This window comes from Arthrobacter sp. YA7-1, from assembly GCF_025960325.1.
Classification (GTDB): domain Bacteria; phylum Actinomycetota; class Actinomycetes; order Actinomycetales; family Micrococcaceae; genus Arthrobacter; species Arthrobacter bambusae_A.
In genome coordinates, this window is record NZ_CP110114.1 from 759,331 (window position 1) to 780,751 (window position 21,421).

The 21,421-nt window shown below is 63.6% G+C and carries 24 protein-coding genes; 22 read left to right on the plus strand and 2 right to left on the minus strand.

The annotated features are described in order from the left end of the window. From OIT41_RS03575 to OIT41_RS03620, 10 genes are all read left to right on the plus strand, one after another. Positions 1-816, plus strand: a complete 816-nt coding sequence (locus tag OIT41_RS03575) for an MBL fold metallo-hydrolase (RefSeq protein ID WP_241708056.1) — start codon at positions 1-3, stop codon at positions 814-816. Between the two features lie 73 nt (positions 817-889). Beyond that, positions 890-2,482, plus strand: a complete 1,593-nt coding sequence (locus tag OIT41_RS03580) for an ABC transporter substrate-binding protein (RefSeq protein WP_241708057.1) — start codon at positions 890-892, stop codon at positions 2,480-2,482. Positions 2,483-2,585: 103 nt separating this feature from the next. Next, complete coding sequence (locus OIT41_RS03585) at positions 2,586-3,260, plus strand: cysteine hydrolase family protein (protein WP_241708058.1); 675 nt, start codon at positions 2,586-2,588, stop codon at positions 3,258-3,260. Between the two features lie 29 nt (positions 3,261-3,289). Next, the gene (locus OIT41_RS03590; RefSeq protein WP_241708059.1) at positions 3,290-4,015 is read left to right on the plus strand and encodes a hypothetical protein; all 726 of its coding nucleotides are present in this window, start codon (positions 3,290-3,292) and stop codon (positions 4,013-4,015) included. Further along, positions 4,012-4,836 (plus strand): MBL fold metallo-hydrolase, encoded by an 825-nt coding sequence (locus OIT41_RS03595; protein WP_241708060.1) that lies wholly within the window; start codon positions 4,012-4,014, stop codon positions 4,834-4,836. Before OIT41_RS03590 ends, OIT41_RS03595 begins: the two co-directional genes overlap by 4 nt. An 85-nt stretch (positions 4,837-4,921) precedes the next feature. Then, positions 4,922-5,845, plus strand: a complete 924-nt coding sequence (locus OIT41_RS03600; RefSeq protein WP_241708061.1) for a polysaccharide deacetylase family protein — start codon at positions 4,922-4,924, stop codon at positions 5,843-5,845. A gap of 29 nt (positions 5,846-5,874) precedes the next feature. After that, positions 5,875-6,276 (plus strand): cupin domain-containing protein, encoded by a 402-nt coding sequence (locus OIT41_RS03605; RefSeq protein ID WP_241708062.1) that lies wholly within the window; start codon positions 5,875-5,877, stop codon positions 6,274-6,276. Next, on the plus strand, positions 6,276-7,010 hold the full coding sequence (locus OIT41_RS03610; RefSeq protein ID WP_241708063.1) for an aldolase/citrate lyase family protein: 735 nt from the start codon (positions 6,276-6,278) through the stop codon (positions 7,008-7,010). Before OIT41_RS03605 ends, OIT41_RS03610 begins: the two co-directional genes overlap by 1 nt. Positions 7,011-7,168: 158 nt before the next feature. Then, a complete protein-coding gene (locus tag OIT41_RS03615; protein WP_241708064.1) occupies positions 7,169-7,786 on the plus strand; it encodes a helix-turn-helix domain-containing protein in 618 nt (205 codons plus the stop codon). Between the two features lie 41 nt (positions 7,787-7,827). Then, entirely contained in the window at positions 7,828-8,508 is a 681-nt protein-coding gene (locus OIT41_RS03620) for an aspartate/glutamate racemase family protein (RefSeq protein WP_241708065.1), read from the plus strand. Here the strand turns inward: OIT41_RS03620 and OIT41_RS03625 are convergent. Next, a complete protein-coding gene (locus OIT41_RS03625) occupies positions 8,498-9,418 on the minus strand; it encodes a polysaccharide deacetylase family protein (protein WP_241708066.1) in 921 nt (306 codons plus the stop codon). The two genes, OIT41_RS03620 and OIT41_RS03625, sit on opposite strands and share 11 nt — an antisense overlap. 95 nt (positions 9,419-9,513) lie before the next feature. On the opposite strand from OIT41_RS03625, the gene OIT41_RS03630 reads away from it, so the two are divergent. The 8 genes from OIT41_RS03630 (at position 9,514) to OIT41_RS03665 (ending at position 16,983) form a co-directional block, all read left to right on the plus strand. Beyond that, positions 9,514-10,917, plus strand: a complete 1,404-nt coding sequence (locus OIT41_RS03630; protein WP_264637441.1) for an amidohydrolase family protein — start codon at positions 9,514-9,516, stop codon at positions 10,915-10,917. Then, positions 10,914-11,102 (plus strand): hypothetical protein, encoded by a 189-nt coding sequence (locus OIT41_RS03635; RefSeq protein ID WP_241708068.1) that lies wholly within the window; start codon positions 10,914-10,916, stop codon positions 11,100-11,102. The genes OIT41_RS03630 and OIT41_RS03635 overlap by 4 nt, the downstream gene beginning before the upstream one ends. After that, positions 11,095-12,477: an amidase gene (locus tag OIT41_RS03640; protein WP_241708069.1), complete on the plus strand. Its 1,383-nt coding sequence runs from the start codon at positions 11,095-11,097 to the stop codon at positions 12,475-12,477. Before OIT41_RS03635 ends, OIT41_RS03640 begins: the two co-directional genes overlap by 8 nt. A gap of 80 nt (positions 12,478-12,557) precedes the next feature. Continuing rightward, a complete protein-coding gene (locus OIT41_RS03645) occupies positions 12,558-14,186 on the plus strand; it encodes a sensor histidine kinase (RefSeq protein ID WP_241708070.1) in 1,629 nt (542 codons plus the stop codon). Continuing rightward, the gene (locus OIT41_RS03650) at positions 14,183-14,854 is read left to right on the plus strand and encodes a response regulator (RefSeq protein WP_241708071.1); all 672 of its coding nucleotides are present in this window, start codon (positions 14,183-14,185) and stop codon (positions 14,852-14,854) included. Before OIT41_RS03645 ends, OIT41_RS03650 begins: the two co-directional genes overlap by 4 nt. A gap of 84 nt (positions 14,855-14,938) precedes the next feature. Further along, positions 14,939-16,120, plus strand: coding sequence for a hypothetical protein (locus OIT41_RS03655; RefSeq protein WP_241708072.1), 1,182 nt, complete (start codon positions 14,939-14,941; stop codon positions 16,118-16,120). Positions 16,121-16,186: 66 nt separating this feature from the next. Further along, positions 16,187-16,669, plus strand: a complete 483-nt coding sequence (locus tag OIT41_RS03660) for an SRPBCC family protein (protein WP_241708073.1) — start codon at positions 16,187-16,189, stop codon at positions 16,667-16,669. Next, positions 16,666-16,983 (plus strand): ArsR/SmtB family transcription factor, encoded by a 318-nt coding sequence (locus tag OIT41_RS03665; protein ID WP_241708074.1) that lies wholly within the window; start codon positions 16,666-16,668, stop codon positions 16,981-16,983. Before OIT41_RS03660 ends, OIT41_RS03665 begins: the two co-directional genes overlap by 4 nt. A 19-nt stretch (positions 16,984-17,002) precedes the next feature. Here OIT41_RS03665 and OIT41_RS03670 read toward each other — a convergent pair whose 3' ends face one another. Then, positions 17,003-17,317 carry a hypothetical protein gene (locus OIT41_RS03670; protein ID WP_241708075.1) on the minus strand — a complete coding sequence of 105 codons (315 nt, stop codon included), beginning with the start codon at positions 17,315-17,317 and terminating at the stop codon, positions 17,003-17,005. 116 nt (positions 17,318-17,433) lie between these two features. Between OIT41_RS03670 and OIT41_RS03675 the strand changes: the two genes are divergently transcribed. From OIT41_RS03675 to OIT41_RS03690, 4 genes are all read left to right on the plus strand, one after another. Continuing rightward, the gene (locus OIT41_RS03675; RefSeq protein ID WP_241708076.1) at positions 17,434-18,252 is read left to right on the plus strand and encodes a hypothetical protein; all 819 of its coding nucleotides are present in this window, start codon (positions 17,434-17,436) and stop codon (positions 18,250-18,252) included. 164 nt (positions 18,253-18,416) lie between these two features. After that, a complete protein-coding gene (locus OIT41_RS03680; protein ID WP_241708077.1) occupies positions 18,417-19,577 on the plus strand; it encodes an extracellular solute-binding protein in 1,161 nt (386 codons plus the stop codon). Next, complete coding sequence (locus OIT41_RS03685) at positions 19,574-20,536, plus strand: ABC transporter permease (protein WP_241708078.1); 963 nt, start codon at positions 19,574-19,576, stop codon at positions 20,534-20,536. Before OIT41_RS03680 ends, OIT41_RS03685 begins: the two co-directional genes overlap by 4 nt. Further along, positions 20,536-21,387 (plus strand): ABC transporter permease, encoded by an 852-nt coding sequence (locus OIT41_RS03690; RefSeq protein ID WP_241708079.1) that lies wholly within the window; start codon positions 20,536-20,538, stop codon positions 21,385-21,387. The genes OIT41_RS03685 and OIT41_RS03690 overlap by 1 nt, the downstream gene beginning before the upstream one ends. The last annotated feature ends 34 nt before the right edge of the window (positions 21,388-21,421 follow it).

Here is a 21,421-nt window from a genome sequence, read left to right on the forward strand (position 1 = left end):
ATGGAAGAACTAGTAGAAACTATGAGCCGCGACCTTCCGCGTGAGGTAGCCGACGGCGTCACCTGGATGAGTTCCTGCCTGCCGTTCCACCTCCAGGACCGCGTAATCCACGGGCACACCTCCACGTACCTCGCGCAGGGGACCGAGTCGTCGATCCTCATTGACACGGGCAACCCCTCCAGCTGGAACATCATTTCGGAAACCCTCGACGGTTTGCTGGGGGACAAGCCGCTGACCTACGTGTTCCCGACCCATCCGGAGCTTCCGCACACGGGAAACCTTCCCCGCCTCGTCGAGAAGTACCCCGACATCATGGTTGTCGGCGACATCCGGGACTACCACCTCTTCTACCCGCAGATCGTGCCCAACCTTCACGCCCGGGTTCCCGGGGACAAGGTAGATCTCGGCGGCGGATACGAGTTCGTGATCGTTGAGGCCATGATCAGGGACCTGCCGAATACCCAATGGGGCTTCGTCCCGAAGTCGGGCGTGCTCTTCACGGCCGACGGCTTTTGCTACATGCACCGCCCGGAACTCGATGATGAGGATCCGGTGCACCTCCCCGGCGAATGTGGCCTGACAACAGATGAACTCTCGGCACCCATCGCGGTCGAGAACGCGGCCTTCTTTACCGGCAGCGCGTTGTACTGGGCCAGATTCGCCAATGACGCCGACCAGGTTTACGACCGTGTCGGCAAGCTGATGGACGACCTTGGGGTCAAGATCGTAGCGCCCACCCACGGCAACGTGATCACCAATATTCCGGAGGTGGCGCCCATCATCCGGGCCGGCCACAAGCACGCCTACCGTTACTAATCCACTGCCCACATCAGCAGCGCACTACTCGTAAAACGTCCTTTCCCTCTGTACAGAAATTGGAACCAGGCTTATGAAGAATTCGCGTTTATTGCTCGGCTGGGTCGCAGCCGCGGCAGCTGTGTCGCTCACCGGATGCGGGGGAGCCACTCCCACCGCGGCGGTGGCCAAGCCGGAGTCGGTCGTCATCGCAGTCGGCGCCCTCCCGGACAGCCTCACCCCCGCCCCTTGGGGCGGCAGTGCATCGCACGTGGTGCTCAGTGGCCTCGGTTCCCAGTTGCTGGAGTACAAATCCGGCGCGACGGATGACCAATCATGCTCGACGCCGTCTACCGCGGTCACCGGTCGGCTCGCCGAGAGCGCCGCACCAGCACCGGACGGCAAGGGTGTCATCGTCAAGCTACGGAAGCTGACGAGCCAATTTGGAAACACACTCTCGGCCGAAGACGTGAAATGGAGCCTGGCGATCGGCATGGTCCGGCAGCCCGTCATGAAGGGGACGCTCAAGAGCAGCGGATTCAACGTGGACAACCTCGTCACCGTGATCGATGACCGCACTGTGGAACTCAACACCTTGGGCATGACGTCATACACGCTCGAGTCACTTCAGAACAATCTCTTCTACATCCACGACAGCAAGGAAGCGAAACTTCACGTCACCCCGGATGACCCCACGGCCAACAAGTGGCTCTCGAAAAACCTGGCCGACTACAGCGGGTGGAAGCTCGAGGAGTTTACTCCCGGTACGTCCCTGACGGTGACCGCTGACCCGAACTGGGGCGGCGACCGGGGCTCGGTGAAGAGGGTTGTGGTCAAGGCTGTTCCCGACACCGCTACCCGGACCCAATTGGTGAAGATGGGCGAGGCCCAGATTGCCAACGGCTTCGAATATGACCAATACAGCTCCATGACGGGCGTCAGTGGAGTCAGTGTCCTTAAGTGCACCAGCCAGACCCGCGACACGATGATGTTCAACACGAAGACCGGTCCGCTGGCTGATGAGAAGGTTCGCCAGGCAGTTTCCATGGCGATCGACCGTGCTGCCTTGGCCAAGGGCGCCTACGCCGGCCTCGCGGACCCCGCGGGCTCGATCTTTCCCACGGTGAAGGATTCGCCCACCTACAAATACGACCCCGACGGGGCCAAGAAGCTGCTCGCTCAGACCCAGTACGCGAACGGTTTCCCGCTGACGCTCAGCTACAGCGTAAGCCGCCCGGGCCCCGTCGCGAAGAGTTCAGCCGTCCTCATCCAATCGATGTTGGCTAAGGTGGGCATCACGGTGCAGCTGTTGAACGTGGCGAGCCCGACCGACTTCTCCTCGGCGCTCATTGACGGCCGCTTCCAGGCAGTCCTGTACTCAGAGCCGATCGTCATTGCCGATCCCGCGTTCTACACCTACGCGTTCTACTCCACGGGAGCTCCGAGCAACAGCACCGGATGGTCCAATCCTGAATTCGACGCCACCCGGACTCAGCTGGCCGCCACCCCGAGCACCAATACGGACCAGCGGGCAGCCCTGCTCAAGAAGATGGCCGGACTGGTGGACCAAGGCGCTCCGATCCTTTCCCTGGTGGAGGTCCGCAACCTGATCGTCAAGCAGGACACCTTGACGGGCGCGGTCCCGCTCACCAACGACCAGGTGTATTTCGCCGGTCTGGGCAAGTAGCAACCCCAAGAAACACCTGGTTCTGGCCGGCGGGCGACCGCCGGCCAGGACTCACCCGACCCCGGATCCGCTTTGACCCCAGATCCCCTGAAGGAAGAAAGCCATGATTGAAATCTGCGGCAAAACCGTCCGCGACACCCTCGAGGAACTGCTCGATCCCGCCACCACGGCCCTGGTTGTCATCGACATGCAGGTAGGAGCTGTTTCGCACGGAGGCGCAATCGGGGACTCCGGGCATGACATGAGCATGATGCCGTCCGTTGTCGAAAAATGCGGGCGGGCCATTACCGCGGCACGTGCCAATGGGGTACCGGTTTTCCACATTCGCGTCGAGAACCTTCCCGACGGCGCGAGCTCCCCGGCCGCTTGGCTGCGTGCACTCTATACCGCGGCGAACGGACGCCCCATAGACCTCGGCAAGCTCAGTGCCAAAGGCGACCCCGCGACGGAATTCTGCGGACCCTGCATGCCCGAAGACGGGGAAGTCGTGATCACCAAGCGACGCCCGAGCGCCTTCATCGCCACCGAACTTGCCTTGCTGCTGCGCAGTCAAGCGATTGAATCGGTGGCGCTCGTAGGCGTTTCCACCGGTGGCTGCGTGGAAGCAACCCTGCGCGACGCCGTGCACAACGACTTCTACGCTGTGCTGCTCGAGGACGCGGTGGGAGCCTACGACACGGTGGTGCACGACGCCGCGTTGACCGTCATGCGGGCCCGGCACGACGTCTGCACCCTCGATGAAGCAATTGCTGTCTGGGAGACAGCCAGCACCTCCTGAACCATCCGGATCCAGGGGAAGGAGTGACAATGCGCGGTTTACTGAGCGGCCGGATCCACCGGGTCGGCGGAGACATCGAACTGGACGAGCGCGTGAGCTGGTGCCCGCCCGGCGTTCGGCGTACGCAGGCGGTGAACAGCTACCTGCTCAGGGGGCCGTCCGGTTCGGTGCTGGTGGACACCGGGATTCGCCTTCACCAAGAGGAGATCATCGAACAGCTTGACCGGCTGCTCTCACCCGGAGAGCCGTTATCCATTGTCCTCACCCGGACCGAAATGGAATGTTGCCTCAACATCCCGGCGATCGAGGAGCACTTCGCGGTTGGCTCGGTCTGGTACACCGGCGGCATCACGGTGCCCCGTTCGAAGGCCGAATCCAAGCGGATTGCCGTGGATCCTGGGACATCGAGGCGTGTAGAAGTGCTGGACGGAGTCGTCGTCGAACTCATCTCACCGCTGCTCAGGCTCCTGCCGACGCTCTGGGTCTTCGATCCGGAATCCGGCGGGCTCCTGACCTCGGATGCGTTTACCCACGGCGGGAGCGCCGAGCTGGAGACCCGCGAGGGACTCCGGAAATTCCGCTGGCTCACCGGGGCGGATACCGGGCCCATCGCCAGGAATATCAGGGACATCTTCCGGGACCGCGAAGTCCGCGCCGTCGGCCCCGGCTACGGGGCTCCCTTTGTTGGCGCGGACGTGTGCCTTGAGCAAGCTTCGGAGCTTGCGTGGGCAATCGAGGAGATGGGGATCCAGTGAAGAACGATGCGGTCGATCTCCGATGGCTTGCCGACGGAACCTACTGGCTGGGTGGGTGCCTTTCGGCCAACGCCCAGGGGCAGGAGGTCCACTACCATGTGTCCTCCTACCTGGTGGTGGGTTCCAAAGCGACGCTCTTGGTGGACACTGGGGATCCGGCTCACCGGACCCTCCTTCTTGCCCAGCTGGAATTGGTTCTCGATGGACGGCCCTTGGATTATGTCTTCCCGACCCATCCCGAGATCCCGCACGCCGGGAACCTTCCTGCCCTGCTTGACAGGTATCCCGAGGCGCTCGTGGTGGGTGACGTCCGCGATTATCACCTGCATTTCCCGGAATACCGCTCCAGGTTCCGGACACAGGCGGCTGGCAGCCGGATCGATCTCGGAGACCGTGAGTTCCGCTTCCTCCCGGCTTTCATCCGGGACCTGGAGAACACCCTTTGGGGCCACGACGACGGCGCCCGGATGATGTTCGTTTCGGACGGCTTCTCCTTTATCCACGATGTCCCCGCTCTAGGCGGAGACGTGGACGCAGAGGAGGACGACGAACCGGTCCATCTTCCGGGCCAATGCCGCTTGTTGTCGGGCGAGATGCCTGTACCTCCCACCGTGGACCAAGCGGCGTATGGCACGGGCCGGGCTCTTTACTGGACGAAGTTCGTGGACGTCAGCGATGCCTTCGAGGCGATCGAAGCGGTACTGGACACGCTTCCCACGAAACTGATCGGCCCGGCTCACGGCAACGTGATCGACGACGTCGACGGAATGCTCAGGACGTCACTGGCCGCGCACAGAAAGGTCTATGCGGAAGGCCACTGATTGTATAGTGAAATTTGATTCAATATAATGAATTCAAGAAACTCGACGCTTCGATTGGTAGCGACGAACGGCAAGGAGTGAGTCAATGCGAGACCTCATTGGATACGGGGAAAACCCCCCGGTCGTGACGTGGCCGAATGGTGCCAAGGTGGCCATCTCCATGGTCATCAACTACGAGGAAGGCGCGGAGAGCTCCATAGAAGCCGGTGATGAAAACGATGAGGACGTCACGATTTTCGGTGGCTGGTCTTCGGATCCGGGCCGGCGGAGCTTGATGAAGGAATCCTTCTTCGAGTACGGCAGCAGGGTGGGTATCTGGCGCTTTTTGGCTTTGCTCCGTGACTACAACGTCCCCGCGACATTCATGGCGTGCGGCGCAGCCCTGGAACGAAATCCCGAGGCCGCCCAGGCGATCGTCCGCGATGGACACGAGATCTGCGCGCACGGCTATAAATGGCGCGGAACCGTCGGGATGACTCCGGCCGAAGAACTCGCCGAAATCCGTGCCTGCGTGGAGGCGATAGAGGGAGTCTCGGGTGTCCGGCCCGTGGGTTGGTACGTCCGCGAGGGAATCACGGAGAACACCCGCGCGATCCTCAAGGACGAGGGCTTTCTCTATGACTCGAATTCCTATGCGGACGACCTGCCGTACTTCGTCTCCGCCGGGGAATCCCGCCACCTCGTTGTCCCTTACTCGGGCGACACGAATGATGCGAGGTTTTGGGGCCCGGGAAGCCTCGGAACCGCGGATGATTTCTTCAACGTACTGAAGGACAGCCTCGACTGCCTTCTGATCGAAGGGGAAACCGTGCCCAGGATGATGTCTGTGGGAGTGCACTTGCGCATCGGCGGGCGGCCGAGCGTCGCCTTGGGGGTCAGGCGCTTCCTGGAGTATGCCCGTGCTCGGAACGATGTCTGGTTTGCCACAAGGGAGGAAATTGCCCGATGGTGGATCGCCAACCCGCCTGCCGCCGGCCAGCTCGAAGCAGCGTACGAAGGCCGCGCGTGAAGACGTCAATGCCGCGAGAAAGGACTCCGATGGCCACGGATATTTCACGCCTGGTCCACAACGTGGATGAACAAGGCTTCACGGCGCTGGAGAAAACGGGACTTCGCGGACAAAGGGACCAAGGCCTCGTCTCCACGCTCATCTCGCGTGACCTGAGCGGCTCCGACGATCTGTGCGTCAGTTGGGGCAGGATCCTCCCCGGGCAACATCACTTGTGCCATCACCACCCCGATGCCTCGGAATTCTACGTGGTCATTTCGGGCGAGCCCCTCGTCCATCTGGGCGATGCCGAGTACCGGGCCAAGCCTGGCGATGGCATCTACATTCCCCGAGGCACCACCCATGGCATTACCAACGACGGCGACGACGACGTGAACATGGTTGTCGGCGTCAGCAAGCCCGCCGACTGGCAGTTCGTGGCGGACGAGTGATGGCGGCGCCATCGCTGGTCCGCCAGGTCGGACTCATTACGGCCGAGCCGACTCCCACGCTGTTGTCCGTGGTTGCCTACCGAAACCTGGATTTCGTGGTCCTCGACGCAGAGCAGACAACGTTGACGCTGCAGCAATGCGCGGATGCGGTGCAGCGGCTGTCCGGCGCCAATACCCGGGTCGCTGTCCGTGTCCCTGACCTTGATGACATGACCCTGGTGGCGTTCGCCAACACCGGCGTGGACGAGATTGTCCTGCCCAGGGTGCGGCATCCGAAAGAACTTGAACGGGCTCACCGGGCGACGAGGTTCGGTCCTCACGGGTCCAGGCCGAAACAGGCTTCCTTCGCCTCGGCGTTTGGTGCGGACTATTCGCTGGAGCCCCGGCTCACGGTGCTTTTTGAGACAACGGAGTCCGTCGATGCCGTCGAGGATTTCGTGGCTTTGGAGTGTTTCGACGGCGGCTGGGTGGGTCCCACGGACCTTGCCGGCGAATTGCTGAAACAAGGGAGGCCGGGGGCGGTCCCCCTCGAAGAATCCGTCCAGCGCGTCGTCGATATCCTCGGGGCTGCCGGCCAAAGCGTGGGCCTTCCCGCGGCCGACATTGCCAGTGCCGGTGATGTCCATGCCCGGGGCGCCGATCGGGCCGCGGTGTATTGGGAGCGGGAGCTTGCCTCGAGGATCGCGCAGCTGGCTGATGCCGTCGCTCCCGAGACGCGCGTGACGAGGTGTTAGTCCCGAAAATGAGCCGCGTGGTTCTTCTGCAGCGACACCGATGCTGGCATGCTGTGACGATGAAGACGGGCTCGACGCCGGAGGATCCTGCCAGGATTCTTCGTTTAGTTGACGATTCTTCGATATACTGATGAGTGCTGAAACACTGAGGAGCTGTATTGGGAAGCACGGAAGTTGTTAAAGTCGACGACGATGACACTCTGCACCGCAACCTGTGGATCACCCACTTGGGCGCCATGCTCAAGGAGCAGCGTGCCGGGCGATTCACGGTGGAAGAGTTGGCCGACCGGGCCGGTGTGAGCGCCGGCCTGATTAGCCAGATCGAGCGCGGTATCGGTAATCCGTCATTCGCCACGCTCCTTCGCCTGGCCAATTCCCTCGGGGTGCCGCTGGCGAGCATGTTCACCGACCCCAGCGAGACGCAGAACCACATGCTGGTGCGCCGAGCCGATCGCCGCCGCATTGAGATTCCTTCCCAAGGGATCGTTATGGAACTGATCGTGCCCGATGCAGACCGGAAGCTTGGCGTCATCAACATGACTATCCCTGCGCATTTCGACGGCGCAGAGGTTCCGCACTCGCACGAGGGTGAGGAATGTGTTGTTGTCCAGACCGGCACGCTCGTGGCGAGCGTCGGCGGGCAGGAATTCACCTTAGGCGAGGGCGACAGCCTGACCTATGACGCAACCCTGCCGCATTGGTGGAGCAACCACACGGACACCGCGGCAGTCATGGTGGCGATCTCGACGCCGCCGTCGCTGGGTAAGTCCCATTGACGAACCGCCCGCCCGGCCCCTCTTCCCGCTTGGGGATGCTTGTGCCGTCGTCGAACTCCAACGCGGAGTCGCTGACTTCCGATATCCTGGCCGGATCGCCGGACGTCGGGGTCCACTACAGCCGTTTCCGGCTCCCGGCAGACCTCGATGACCGCATCGATGCGAAGGTTCTCGGCGATGCGCCGTCACTGCTCAGCGATGCGGAGCTGGATGCCATCGCGTTCCACGGAACGTCGGGTTCCTGGACCGGCCTCGAAGGGGACCGGGCACTCGCCAAATCATTGACGGCGGCCACCGGTGCGCCGGCCACCACCGCATCCTTGGCTCTTGTGGCCGCACTCGACGCGCTCGACGCCGGACGGGTCGCCGTCGTTTTTCCCGGCCCCGCGAGCATCATGGCGCTTATTGAACGTGAGTACGCCGCCAGCGGCCTCGAAGTAGTCCGCTCCTCGGTGCCCATGACGTCAATGTCCAACCCGGAAATCTCGAGATTGTCCGGCGCGGAAATCGGCGCGCTGATGAGGCCCGCGTTTGGCTCCGACGTCGATGCCGTCGTCTGTATTGGGACGAACCTTCGCTCGGCCTATCTGGCGGCCGGCTTCGAATCCGAATTCGGAGTGCCCGTCGTCGACAGCGCAACAGCGACCCTGTGGCATCTCCTCCGGCTGGCCGGAACTGCGCGCCGGATCACGGGATGGGGCGCGCTGCTCGCTAGCGCCTAGGGCTCGTTGTGAGCAGCCAGGCCTGGACGATCTGCGATCGGGTTGCAATCCACGCCGGGCTGCTGCCCGCATGGGACAGGAACGTGTCCAGGGCGGCTGCGTAGGCAGGCCGGCCAATAAGGCGCGGGTGGAGGCCCACGTTCATGACGGACGGGCCGGGCCTGCCGTCAGTGAGCATCATGTCCAGCGTGCCGCACAATTGGCGGGCGAAATCGGTGGCCGTGGGGAACTGCCTGAAGAGGCCCGAGTCGTTGGTGTCACCGGCGTAGGGCAACACCGGCAACCCGGCTCCGTCCTTCCCCGCGTTGTCCATCCCGGTTCCAAAATGCGGCAAGTCATCGTTGAAGCAATTGGACTCATACGTGAATCCAGCGGCGGCGAGAGTGTCCCGCGTGCCCGGGTTGAGTCCGTCTCGGGAGTACCAGCTCGTGGGCGGAACGCTGGTGCTCTTGGAGATCGAGTCGCGGGACGCGGCAATGAGCGCGCGCTCCTCCTCGGGAGCGAGCCCGGCGTGCGTGTCCCAGTTGTAGCCGTGGTCGGCAATTTCATGGCCATCCCTGACGAGCGCAGCCGCGATCTGCGGGTTTTGCTCGAGTGCCGTGGCGCAGCAGAAAGCGGTTGCTCTTGCGTCGTGGTGCCTCAAAATGCGCAACACCCGCCAAATGCCTGCCCTGGATCCGTATTCGAAAGCCGATTCCAGCGTGAGGTTCCGGACCGTAGGGTGGGCGGGGTGCTTGATCCAGTGGGCGCCAAGATCGTCTGCAGGTCCTCCGCGGGCGATGCTGCGCTCGGCTCCGTCTTCGACATTGATGACCACGGACACGGCGACGCGCGCACCGCCAGGCCAGCTGAACTCCGGTGGATGTTCGCCGTAGCCTACGAAATCCCGAGCGGTGGTGGGGAGTGGCACTGTGGAATCTCCTCTGTCCTTATACCCTGGTACTTGCACTCTGTGGTTATAGTGAAGATACTTCGATATTATGAACGTAATCGATAGGGAGTCGAATGTCTACGCTCATCCTCGGTGGCACCGTCGTGCCAGGTACAGGCAAGACGGTGGTCGAATCAGGAGCGGTCATCCTGCGTGACGGGCGCGTCGCCGACGTTCTTGAGCGTTGGGACCTCGATCACGCCTTCGACGGCGAGGTCATCGATGCGAGCGGATGCGTCGTGATGCCCGGTCTCATCAATAGCCACGTCCACGGGGTGACTCCGGGCCCGCTCATGCCCAGCGGTGCCCCCGCGCTGCCCGACGACGAGTGGCTGGCGAATCTTGACCGCCACCTTCTTGCGGGAACCACCACGGTGTTGAACCTTTGCGGCTTTTGCACCATGGACCATGTCCGGGAGGCGGACCGGCGCCATGCTGTCCACGTCCGGGGAGCGACGACCTACTTGCCCGAAGCCGAGCGGGCCGCCCGTATGGCCGACGGCAGGGGGCTGCCTGCGCAGTCCGGCCACAGCACTGTGGAGAAGATGCTCGACGATGGCGCGATTGCGATCGGTGAGCTCGGCGGCGGTCAGACCCTCGGCGGGGGAGGGCAGGACCTGAGCTACATCCCTCGCGCCATTGAAAGTGCGAGCGGGGTTCGCGTGCACTCGGCGCAGGCCCGGCGCATGAAGGAAGCCGTGCTTGGCCGGTTCATCGACCCGGACGCATGCGACATGGCCGAACTCCGCGTCGCGGCCGCCGAAGCCGGCTTGGAGGGTCAGATCGAGCTCGTCGAATTGCGGAACATCATCGCGGATTCCGTGTTGCCTTCCATCGAACCGGCACTCAACGGCATCCGGGAAGGCGTCCAGGCCGCGGCGCAATATGGCGTGCCGGTGATCCTGCACAGTGCAGCCGCGACAGCTCGGGTCATGCGCGAACTGATGGATGGGGCACCCGGGATCACGTCAGGCGGCCCCAAGACGTCTGGGGCGGCGGCGAGTGTCATCGCTTCCCACGCCAACCACCCCTCGCACACTCCGGCGGAAGCCCTCGCGCTGGCCAAGCTAGGCAGGGACCGTGGCTGGTATGCCGAAGTTTCCGTTTTCGACCTCCTGCACCGTAAACAGACCGTGACCACGCGGGAGCACTGGGATGTCTTGCTCCAGGAGCCCGGACTCGTCGAGGTCCTCGCCACCGACTACGGCCACGAGGGCCATCACGACGAGCTGATCTCGGCCGTGCAGGATGTGGCCGAGCGCGGTTACCGAAACTTGGCCGGAGCGGTGGCCATGGCGACGTCGGCAGTGGCCGGGTTGATTCCGGGGATTGCGCCGAACGGTGGGCGGATTGAGCCCGGGCGCGATGCCGACGTCGTCATCGCCAGCGCTGCGGACTTCCGGGACGTACGCTTCGTCTTCGTCGGTGGCGTCTGCGTGGTGCGGGACGGTCGCCTGACTCCGGCGGCGCGCCGGTGAGCGGGCAGCTGACTCCGGAGCAGTCCGCGCGGCTCATCGAGCTGGTCGGCGAGGCGATCCAGCAAGAGGACGCCGCCGCCGTCGAACGCTCATTCAATGACTTTCAGCGCGGCATGGCCGCGTTGAGGGCCGATTTCGACCCCGGACGTTTGCAGGAAGCCCCGGAAGGTGGAGCGAATGACTGAAGCATGGGAATTGGGAATCGCCGAGGCGTCAGGGTTCCTGCGCCGCGGCGAGCTCTCGGCGGCCGAACTCGTCGAATCCGTCATCGGACGGCTTGAAGCCACGGAAGATGCAGTGCATGCCTGGGCCTACGTCGACCGGGACGGCGCTCGAAACGCGGCGCGCTCCGCGGACAATAGCGCGGCGCGCGGCGGGTTCCTCGGATTGCTCCACGGGATTCCGCTGGGTGTGAAGGACGTCATCGATGTGCGGGGGATGCCTGCTGAAGGCGGCTCGTCGGCGCTCAAGGGCCGCGTTGCGTCCGACGACGCCGGCGTGGTCCGGCACCTGCGGCGGAACGGGGCGGTGATCCTGGGCAAGACGGTGACCCATGAGTTCGCCTTCGGACAGGGAACCCCGCCGTCGAAAAATCCCTGGGGGGCGGAGCGCTACGCCGGCGGGTCCAGCATCGGTTCGGGTGTGGCCGTGGCCGTCGGGAGTGCGCCGGGCGCCCTGGGCACGGATACCGGCGGATCGGTGCGGAATCCGGCTTCGGTGAATGGGCTGGTGGGCCTCAAAGCCACGGCCGGACTGGTGGACGGTTCAGGCGTGCTCAACGTCAGCCATACTCTCGACCACATCGGTCCCATCGCTCGAAGCGCGGCGGATTGTGCGGCCATGCTCCGTGGCATGGTGGGGCCGGAGAACGCGGCCCGGCTGCCGGAGATGGTGCTCCCACAGGCGATGCCGGCCCTGACCCGCGTGGCGGTGGATCGTGGCGCCTGGGCCGAGTGGGAGGTCACTCCGGAAGTGGATGCGGTCCTTGAACAGGCTTTGGTTGTTTTGCAAGGACTCGGAGTGGAGGTAGTTGAGGTGTCCCTCCCCGAACTGAAGATGGCCCTGCCCGCGAGCTTGGCGATTTCGTTGTCCGAATCGGTCGAGCACCATCGCGAACTGCTGGCCGGGAGCGCTGACAAGTATCTTCGCGGAACCCGCATCATGATCGAAACCGGTGCCTTGGTGCCGCGCGAGGACGTCCAGTTCGCGCATCAGGTGCGCTCGTATCTTCGGGCCTCCCTGCGGACTGCCATGGACAACGCAGGGGTCCAGGCCTTGGTTTCCCCGACGCTGCCGTCCATCGCGCCGATCGAAGCGGACATGTCCCATTCGCTGACCGGCTCAACGGGGAAGGATTCCCTCTCCAGCGCACTCATGATGCTCTCGCCGGCCAACCTCACAGGGATGCCCGGATTGAGCATCCCCTGCGGATTTGCCGGAGGACAGCCGGTCGGGATGCATTTCCTGGGCCGGGAATTCGCGGAGGCAGATCTCTTGGGCATCGCGCACGTCTACGAGAAACACACTTCGTGGCACGCCCGTGTGCCGGTCCTGCACTGATCCGTAGTAGCCGTGAACTTTGTCACATAAGCTACTAGGAGAGTAGGAAGAGGTTGGCGGTGCACCCAGAGTTGCGTGGCTTGCGATTTTTCGGCGCGCGCTGGAAGGCGCGGCCCCTTGCCTCCCAGATCCTCGTGTGGTTGCTCTGCATCCTCTTTGTGACAGTCACGTTGGGCGCGCTTCTCTACACCCAGATCAGCAACCAGACCCTCGAGGACCAATACCGGCTCCGGGCGCTGGGGATCGCCACGACGGTGGCGCAGATGCCGGAAATCGTGACGTCCCTGGGGAACGGAGATCCCACGCACTCGATTCAGGCGATCGCGAGCAAGGTCCAGTCCCAGGCACAGCCGGACTACGTCGTGGTCACCGACCGGAAAGGTGTCCGGTACTCCCACCCGAATCCAAACCTCATCGGGCAGACCTTGGAAGAACCCGTCGCAGTCCTCGACGGGCAGACCCATGTCGGCATCGACAAAGGCAGCCTCGGCGACTCAGTCAACGCCAAGGCGCCGGTGCGCGCGGCAGACGGGACCGTCGTCGGGCAGGTTTCAGTGGGAATCCTGGAGACCACCGAAAGCAGCGAGCTCACCAAACAGGTGTTGCTGATTGCCGGCTATTCAGCCGTTGTGCTCGTGATCAGCGCCATGGGTTCTGCCCTGCTGGCGCGCAGGATCAAGAGGGTCACCTTCGATCTCGAACCGGTGGAGATCGCGTCCCTGTTGCAGGAGCGCGAAGCCTTGCTGCACGGCATCCGCGAAGCGATGATCGGGTTCGACGACGACGGCCGGGTCACCGTCATCAACTCCGAAGCGCGCTCCCTGCTCCACTTGGAAGAAAACGTGCTGGGGGAGAAGATCGAGGATCTGCTGCCGGCCGGGAGGCTGCGTTCCCTGTTGACCGGACAGATCAGCGGAACCGACCAGATCGTCATCACCGAGGACGCCCTGCTGGTGGTGAACCGGATGTCCGTTGCCTTGGCCGGAAGGAGCATAGGCTCGGTGGTCACCCTGCGCGACCGCACCGAGGTTGAGGGGCTGGTGCGAGACCTTCGCTCTGTCGAAGGCCTCATGGAGGCCCTGCGCGCCCAGGAGCACGAGTACGCGAACCGTCTCCACGTGGTGGACGGACTCCTGGAACTCGGAGATGTGGACCAGGCGCGGAATTTCGTCTCGCGGATTTCGGACACCTCGCGCTCGCTGGGCGAAGGCCTGCGCTCGCGGATCGAGCCGCCGGAGCTCGCGGCTTTGCTGCTCGCGAAAATCACCGTGGCTGCTGAGCAGGACGTCACGATATCGGTCACTGACGACTCGCAGCTGCGCCAACCGTTCCTCGAAACGCAAGCGCTGCTGACGATCGTGGGGAACCTCCTCGACAACGCTGTCGAGATCCTCGCCGAGCAGCCCACGCCCCGTGAGGTGAGCATCCAGTTGGACGATTCCTCGGGCATTTTCATTTGCGTGACCGACAATGGGCCCGGTGTCCCCGCAGAATTGGTGGGCACGATCACCGCCGACGGGTTCACCACCAAGGAACCGCGGCCGGGAATGCGACGCGGGATAGGCCTTGCGCTGGTGAGCAGGATCGTTCACCGTGCAGGAGGCACCATGGATGTTTTCCCGGGCCCCGGGGGACGCTTTGAAATCTGGTTGCCGGAACCCCACATGGAATCCGAAACCCCGGTCATGACAGGACAATCAATCGAATGATCCGTACCTTGGTGGTCGACGACGACTTCCGCGTAGCCCGCATCCACGCAAGCCGCGTGGCCAAAATCGAGGGATACGAATGCGTCGGCGAGGCCCACACCGCGGCAGAGGCCAGGGAAGCCGTGCAGCGGCTCAAACCGGACCTTCTTCTCCTCGATGTCTACCTCCCCGATGAAGACGGAATCAGCCTGTTGCGGTCCCTTCAGGGGGCCGGGGAAAAACTCGACGCCGTCATGATCACCGCCGCGCGCGACCTTGAGACCGTACGGGCCGCCATGCGCGGGGGAGCGGTGTACTACCTCGTCAAGCCGTTTGGCTTCGAGCAGCTGCAGACCCAGCTCGAAGCATATCGGCGTTGGCGGCAGGAGGCGGAATCCCGGACGGTGGCCGACCAGGCGACCGTTGACCAGCTGTTCAGCCTGCGCCGGACGGCTCCGCCCTCCAAAGCGACCCGGCGGCTGCCACCCACGATGCAAAAAGTCCTCGACATGGTTGTTCATTCCACGGAACCCTTGGGTGCCTCGGAGATCGCGGGCAGCGTCGGAATCAGCCGCCCTACGGCGCAGCGCTATCTCAGTGAACTCGAACGCAAAGGACTCGTTGACCTGCATTTGGCCTACGGATCGACCGGGCGGCCGGTGAACACGTACTTGCCGCGCAAGGGTTGAGGGCGGCGGCGGGATATGCTGCAGACGCGGAGCTCGCTCCGCTGGGTCGGCGTCGAGCGCCGTTGGGGATTCTTGGGGGAGAAAGTGAAAATTTGGAGCCTGGCCGTCGTGGCCGCGACCGCGTTCGCCTATCTGGGCGCTGTGCCTGCGATGGCGGCACCTTCGGACGTTCTTGACGTGGGCGGGGTGCCCGTTGGCGTGGTGGTCGGTCCTGACGGCACTGCGTATGTCGGCAACTACGGAGCGGCCGGCGGCATCAGCGTGATACCTCCCGGAGCGGTCCGGCCATCCCGGACCATCAGCACGGGAGGGTTCACGTCAGGCCTGGCAATGGCCCCGGACAGCACCCTGTACGTCGCTGAACGAGACAGCGCCAGCAATCAGTACGACGTGGGCGTCATTCCTGCCGGCGCGACCGGTGTCGCGCGACGAATTCCGGTTTCCAGCGGGAGCCATCTGATCGCCGCCGGACCTGACGGGACGATCTATGTTCCGAACTCGTTGGAGCACACCGTGTCGGTCATCGCGCCGAACGGATCGACCGTGGACCGGACGGTACCTGTCGGAGAAGGACCGGTGGAGGTCGCGGTCACGAGGGACGGCACCGCGTTCGTAGCAAACCAAATCGCGGGGACTGTCTCGGTCATTCCTTCCGGAGCGAGCGCCGTCTCCCGGACCATTCAGGTCAGCGCGACGTCAGGAAGCACAGAGAATCCCCACGGGATCGCCGCGGGCCCTGACGGAACAATTTATGTCACCAACATCAGTTCCAATCAGCTCGCGGTCATCAAACCGGGCGCTGACACGGTCGCATACCGTATCTTCGTCCCGGGAGGACCCCAAGAGGCAGTCGTCGGCCAGGACGGTACCGTCTTTGTGACCACGGTCCAAGACCGCGTGTTGTCAGTCATCCCGCCGGGCGCAACAGCTGTGGGATCCGCCATCCCAACTGAGAAGAACTCCGGGCATCTGGCGGTGGCCCCGGACGGGACGCTCATCGTGACAAGCCCGGGCAGCGGTATCGGTGACGGCTCGGTGTCCCGTTACGCCGCGGTTGCCCCGGGCGCAACAACCTCCACAGCCTCGAAACCCGCCGTCCCCGGAACGCCATCGGGCGTCGGGACTCTCAGCCCCTGGAGCATCATCACCGCAATCGGCGGCGGCGCCGCGATAGTGGCAATCGCCGTCGCGGTCTTCATCGTGGCCGCGGGACGCCGCAGGAGATCCGCCCTTGGCGACCCCAGTAAGCCTCGATCTGCAACCTAAGGGTTGCTCTTTCTTTCAGTTACTGCAACCCTTTAGTTGCAGTAACTGAAAGAAAGGACCAGAATCATGACTATGACTGCAAACCAGGCCTCCGTCGTCGACGCCGGCGAATTCACCGTGAGGCGCACCATCACCATCGCGGCACCCATCGAGAAGGTGTGGGCTGCGATCACCGAAGCCGAGCACATTGCGCGCTGGTTCGGACAAACCGCCGTCCTTGACGAGGTGGCCGTTGGAGGCCGCGGTGTCTTTTCTTTCGAGGGATACGGCGCCTTCCCGGTGCTGATCGAGGAACTCGACCCGCCGCGAACGATCGCCTACCGCTGGAGCAACGACGACGCGCGCGGCACCCGGCCGGCCGAGGTCGACCCTGACCACTCGACCGTGTTCCGCTTCACGCTTGAAGTGCTCGACGGCGGAACGCAACTCACCGTCGTCGAGACCGGCTTCGACACGACGAGCGATCCGGCCTTCAACATGGAGAGCCACCGCCAAGGCTGGGACTCGGAGTTGGACGAACTGGCCGCTTATGTCGAGGGTGGGTCGTGACCACGAGCACCCTGGTTCCAGTATTCGCCGCGCTCGGAGACGAGACGAGGTGGAGCATTCTGGCTGCCCTCGGCGAAGGCGACGCATCGGCGTCGGCCCTCGCCGGGCGGCTCCCGGTAACGCGACAAGCCATCGCCAAGCACCTCGCCGTGCTGCAGGAGGCCGGGCTCGTTGAATCGCTGCGCGTGGGCCGCGAACTGCGCTACAGGGTGCTCGGCTCGCAACTGAGCGAAACGGCACGCAACCTCGACCGCATCGGCGCCGAATGGGACCGCCGCCTGTCCACTATCAAGCAGATCGCGGAAGGACTGTAGTTCTTCGGAGCAGAGTGCTCTACGTCGAACGCCGGTTGCGCGCCTGGTGCGCCAACTGGATGAAGCCATAGATGAAGACGGCCTCGATAAGCACCATCAACGCCAGCCAGAGCACCTCGCCCGTGCCGATGAAGTCGATGATCCCGACGAGGACAAGCACGGTGCCAAGGACCAGCGCGTAGACGGCGAAACCCAGGGCCACTCGTGCGCTCCGCACGCCCGTGCGGAAGCCAAAGCCCAAGGGTTCTCCTCCGGGATAGCCTTGGACGCGATCGTGTCCTGCGGGCTTGAGCCTGTCGAACTCATCCCAAGGATCCTGATCCTGATCGGCCATGGCTCCATTATCCCGCGAATGGGGCCGGGTGGCTTGGGGCTTCGTCACCGTGTCAAGGCGTGGCCACATGCGTCACATTCGGGAAACGCTCGGGAAGGCCGTGAACAATGGGGGCCATGATGCCCGAAGAAGTCACCGCTAGCCCGCGGGCCAAGGACACCGTAGCTGTTGGCGATCAACTGCAAAACGCCGTCTCACGAGCCTCCGCCTCGAAAGTACCCGAGGTCACCGTCTTGTTCTGGGTCGTGAAGATCCTCACTACCGGGATGGGCGAAACGACGTCCGATTTCCTGGTGCACCGATTCGAACCCGAGATCGCCCTGGGCCTCGGGTTCGCGGCATTGGCGATTTCGCTGGTCCTGCAGTTCCGCGTCCGCCGGTACATCCCCTGGGTGTATTGGACCGCCGTCGCGATGGTCAGCGTGTTCGGGACCATGGCTGCCGACGCAGTCCACGTCGGACTTGGCGTCCCCTATCTGGCGTCGACCCTCTTCTTCACCGTGGCGCTCGCTGTCGTCTTCCTGCTTTGGCACCGGAGCGAGAAGACCCTCTCCATCCACAGCATCACCACCCGGCGTCGGGAGCTTTTCTACTGGGCTGCGGTGCTGACCACGTTCGCGCTCGGAACGGCGACCGGAGACCTGACCGCCTACTCGCTGGGCCTGGGCTACCTTGCCTCGGGCATCATGTTCGCGGTTGTCATCGCCATCCCGGCGCTGGCCCACTGGCGTCGCCTGCTGGCGGCGATCCCCGCCTTCTGGTTCGCGTACATCCTGACCCGTCCCTTGGGGGCGTCCTTCTCTGACTGGACCGCTGTTTCCCCTGACCGAGGGGGACTCGACTGGGGCACCGGCCCCGTCAGCCTGGCCCTCGCTGCGGCGATAGCCGTCCTCGTCACGTTCCTGACCATCAAGTGGAAGCGTGCCGAAAAGTAGGGATTTCCGGCTTCTTATGGTTGTTCGTATGTCCTGACATATTTGCGTTAATTCTGTCTGCGGTTCACCACGGATTCATGGGGGAAGACCCGCTCCTTCACCTTGCCCTTGGAAGGTAGTTCCTGCACTTGGGGGACTTTTCGAGACAAGATGAAGGAACACCCATGACCAACCGCTTTCTAGCAGCGGCCGCCGTCGCCGTCGTTGCAGCCACCGCTGTGACCGGCTGCGCGCAAAGCAGTACTGCTTCGGCGCAGAACAATGGCGCCAGCGCATCTCCGGACAAGACGATCACCGTGTTCATCAGCGGGGACACGAACGTCCAGAACTTGTGGGAAAAGAGCCTCGTTCCCGCCTTCGAGAAGGCCAACCCCGGCTACAACGTGAAGGTCACCCTCGATCTGCACGGCGAGCACGATGCCCAGACCCTGGCGAAACTGACCAGCGCCACGGAGCAGAACAAGGAACCTGATTTCGACCTCGTGGACGGCGGCTTTGTCTCCAAGGCCTCTGCGGCCAATCTGCTGACCTCCGTGAGCTCGCAGACGATTCCGGCACTGAACGATGTACCGCAGGATGTCATCAAGGCCGGCGGCACCGGTGGCATCCCGTACCGCGGCTCCGCGGTGCTCCTCGCATATGACACCAAGACAGTTGCCACTCCGCCGAAGACCCTCGACGATCTGCTCGCCTGGATCAAGGCAAACCCGGGCAAGTTCACCTACAACTCGCCCAAGTCGGGAGGGTCCGGTGGCGCATTCGTTGCCACGGTCCTGGACAAGTTCGTTCCCGCCGACGCCCGCGCCAAGATGACGGTGGGCTACGAGAAGGACCTCGAGAAGTACTGGGACCAGGGCTTCGCGACGTTGAAGGACCTCAACTCATCCGTCTTCCAGAGCGGTGTCTACCCCAACGGCAACCAGCAGACCCTTGACCTGCTCGCCAAGGGACAGATCTCCATGGCCCCGGTGTGGTCCGACCAGTTCATCACCGGCCTGACCAATGGCCAGATCCCGTCCACCGTGAAGGCCACGCAGATCAGCAACCCGTCCTTCACCGGCGGTGCCGCCTACCTCGGCATTCCCAAGTCCTCGCCCCGCCAGGAAGCGGCACTGAAGCTTGCCAACTTCGTCCTCTCTCCGGACGCGCAGACCATGATCATCAAGGACATGTCCGGTTTCCCGGCCATCAGCCTGGACAAACTGCCGGCTGACGTGAAGGACAAGTTCAAGGACGCAGACACCAACAACCTGCGCAAGGGCTACTTCGACCAGATGGGCAAAGACCTGAACAACCTCTGGGACCAGAAGGTTCCCGGCCAGTGACAACCACGCTTCACAAGCCGGCGGAACTGGAACAAACAGTTCCGCCGGCCCGTACCACGCGCCCTAAGCGCCTGGGCCAGCGCGCCGTCGGATTCTTCATGGCCCTGCCGCCGATCCTGCTGATCGCGATCTTCGTCGGCTTCCCGATCGTGCTTGCCTTCGGCTTCAGCATCGGCCTCACCGGTGGGTTGAACCACACCATTGCCACCATTGGCCAGAACGTGCACGAGGCGGACTCATGGTGGGGAACGCTGGCGGCATACCAGGAGATGTTCACCAACAAGCGTTTCCTCGGAGACCTTCTGGTCACGGTCATCGTGACGCTGGCCAGCACGGCAACGGTCATCTTCCTGGCCCTCGGCATTGGGCTCTACCTCAAGCTCAAGGGCGGTCGAATGGCCCGGCTCCTCTCCGGACTGGCGATCGTGCCGCTGTTCATCCCGGTGGTCATCGCCTCGTGGGCGATCCTGACCTTCTACTCCGGCACGGGTTTCCTGCGGAGCGTTTTTGCCCTGTTCGGGCTTGACTTCCCGGTATGGGCTTTCACCATGGTCACGGTCATCATCGGCTCGGTCTGGACGTCGCTTCCGTTCGCCGTGCTCATGGTCTCCTCCGGACTGCAGTCCGTGCCGAACGCCATGATCGAAGCAGCCCGCGACGCCGGTGCCGGCTCCTTGCGCACGATCGTCTCGGTGATCGTTCCCATGGCGGCAGTTCCCATCATCATCGCGACGACGTTTACGGCCATTGGAATTGTTGGCTCGTTCACGGTGCCGTACTTCACCGGGCCCAATTCACCGAACATGCTCGGAGTGGACATGTCCAACTACTTCTCTGCCTTCAACCAGCCCCAGCAGTCCGCGGTCATGGCCTTCACTGTCTTCCTGATCGCTTCCGGAATCGCCGCGCTCTACGTGTGGGCAAACTTCCGCTCGGCCAAGGAACAGGGGAAAGCCTGATGGCTGTCACTACTGCCTCACGCACCCGCCGGCCGCTCACGCTGGGCTCGATTGTGCGCGGTGCCGTCGTGGGCCTGTTCGTGGTCCTTATGGTCGTGTTCATCCTCGGCCCCCTGCTCTGGCTGGGCGTCCGCGCCTTCGCGGGCAACTGGACCTTCCCCAACCTCCTTCCCGACGACTGGACGCTGCGCTGGTGGCAGGTGGTGGTCAACGACGGCGCGCTCGGCATCGCGGTGCAGAACTCGTTGTTCTTCGCCCCGCTGACGGTGCTCGTGTCCGCGATCATCTGCTTGCCCGCCGCCTACGCCTTCGCCCGCTTCGATTTTCCCGGCCGACGCTTCTTCCTGATCAGCCTTTTCGCGACCAACGCCTTTCCCAAGATGGGCTTGTTCGTTACCCTTGCGGCGCTCTTCTACGCCTTGAACCTGATGAACACGGTGCTGGGAATCCTCGTGGTGCACGTGCTGGGCACAGTGGTCTTCATGACGTGGATCCCGGCTGCAGCGTTCGCTGCCGTGCCGCGGAACCTTGAGGAAGCAGCCCGCGACGCCGGAGCCTCCACATTGCGCGTGTTCGCCTCAGTGACTCTCCCCATGGCACTGCCCGGGATTATCGTCGCGGCCGTGATGTCCTTCCTGGCGTCCTTCGACGAAGCGCAAGGAACGTACTTGGTGGGTGCCCCGGCGTTCATGACCATGCCGACCCAGATGTACAGCCTGGTGCTGAACTACCCCACCCAAGTGGCCGCCGTGTTCTCGATCCTGCTGGCCATCCCCTCCGTGGCCCTCATGCTCGCGGCGCACAAGCACATCCTCGGCGGCCAGCTCGCCGAAGGCTTCCAGATCAAATAGCGCCCCGCGCTCAATGTCAGACAGAGAACCTACC

Bases quoted from the DNA above. Each gene is read 5' to 3' on its own strand.
- OIT41_RS03575 (WP_241708056.1), top strand. From the start codon at position 1: ATGGAAGAACTAGTAGAAACTATGAGCCGCGACCTTCCGCGTGAGGTA.
- OIT41_RS03580 (WP_241708057.1), top strand. From the start codon at position 890: ATGAAGAATTCGCGTTTATTGCTCGGCTGGGTCGCAGCCGCGGCAGCT.
- OIT41_RS03585 (WP_241708058.1), top strand. From the start codon at position 2,586: ATGATTGAAATCTGCGGCAAAACCGTCCGCGACACCCTCGAGGAACTG.
- OIT41_RS03590 (WP_241708059.1), top strand. From the start codon at position 3,290: ATGCGCGGTTTACTGAGCGGCCGGATCCACCGGGTCGGCGGAGACATC.
- OIT41_RS03600 (WP_241708061.1), top strand. From the start codon at position 4,922: ATGCGAGACCTCATTGGATACGGGGAAAACCCCCCGGTCGTGACGTGG.
- OIT41_RS03605 (WP_241708062.1), top strand. From the start codon at position 5,875: ATGGCCACGGATATTTCACGCCTGGTCCACAACGTGGATGAACAAGGC.
- OIT41_RS03610 (WP_241708063.1), top strand. From the start codon at position 6,276: ATGGCGGCGCCATCGCTGGTCCGCCAGGTCGGACTCATTACGGCCGAG.
- OIT41_RS03630 (WP_264637441.1), top strand. From the start codon at position 9,514: ATGTCTACGCTCATCCTCGGTGGCACCGTCGTGCCAGGTACAGGCAAG.
- OIT41_RS03640 (WP_241708069.1), top strand. From the start codon at position 11,095: ATGACTGAAGCATGGGAATTGGGAATCGCCGAGGCGTCAGGGTTCCTG.
- OIT41_RS03650 (WP_241708071.1), top strand. From the start codon at position 14,183: ATGATCCGTACCTTGGTGGTCGACGACGACTTCCGCGTAGCCCGCATC.
- OIT41_RS03660 (WP_241708073.1), top strand. From the start codon at position 16,187: ATGACTATGACTGCAAACCAGGCCTCCGTCGTCGACGCCGGCGAATTC.
- OIT41_RS03670 (WP_241708075.1), bottom strand. From the start codon at position 17,317: ATGGCCGATCAGGATCAGGATCCTTGGGATGAGTTCGACAGGCTCAAG.
- OIT41_RS03675 (WP_241708076.1), top strand. From the start codon at position 17,434: ATGATGCCCGAAGAAGTCACCGCTAGCCCGCGGGCCAAGGACACCGTA.
- OIT41_RS03680 (WP_241708077.1), top strand. From the start codon at position 18,417: ATGACCAACCGCTTTCTAGCAGCGGCCGCCGTCGCCGTCGTTGCAGCC.
- OIT41_RS03690 (WP_241708079.1), top strand. From the start codon at position 20,536: ATGGCTGTCACTACTGCCTCACGCACCCGCCGGCCGCTCACGCTGGGC.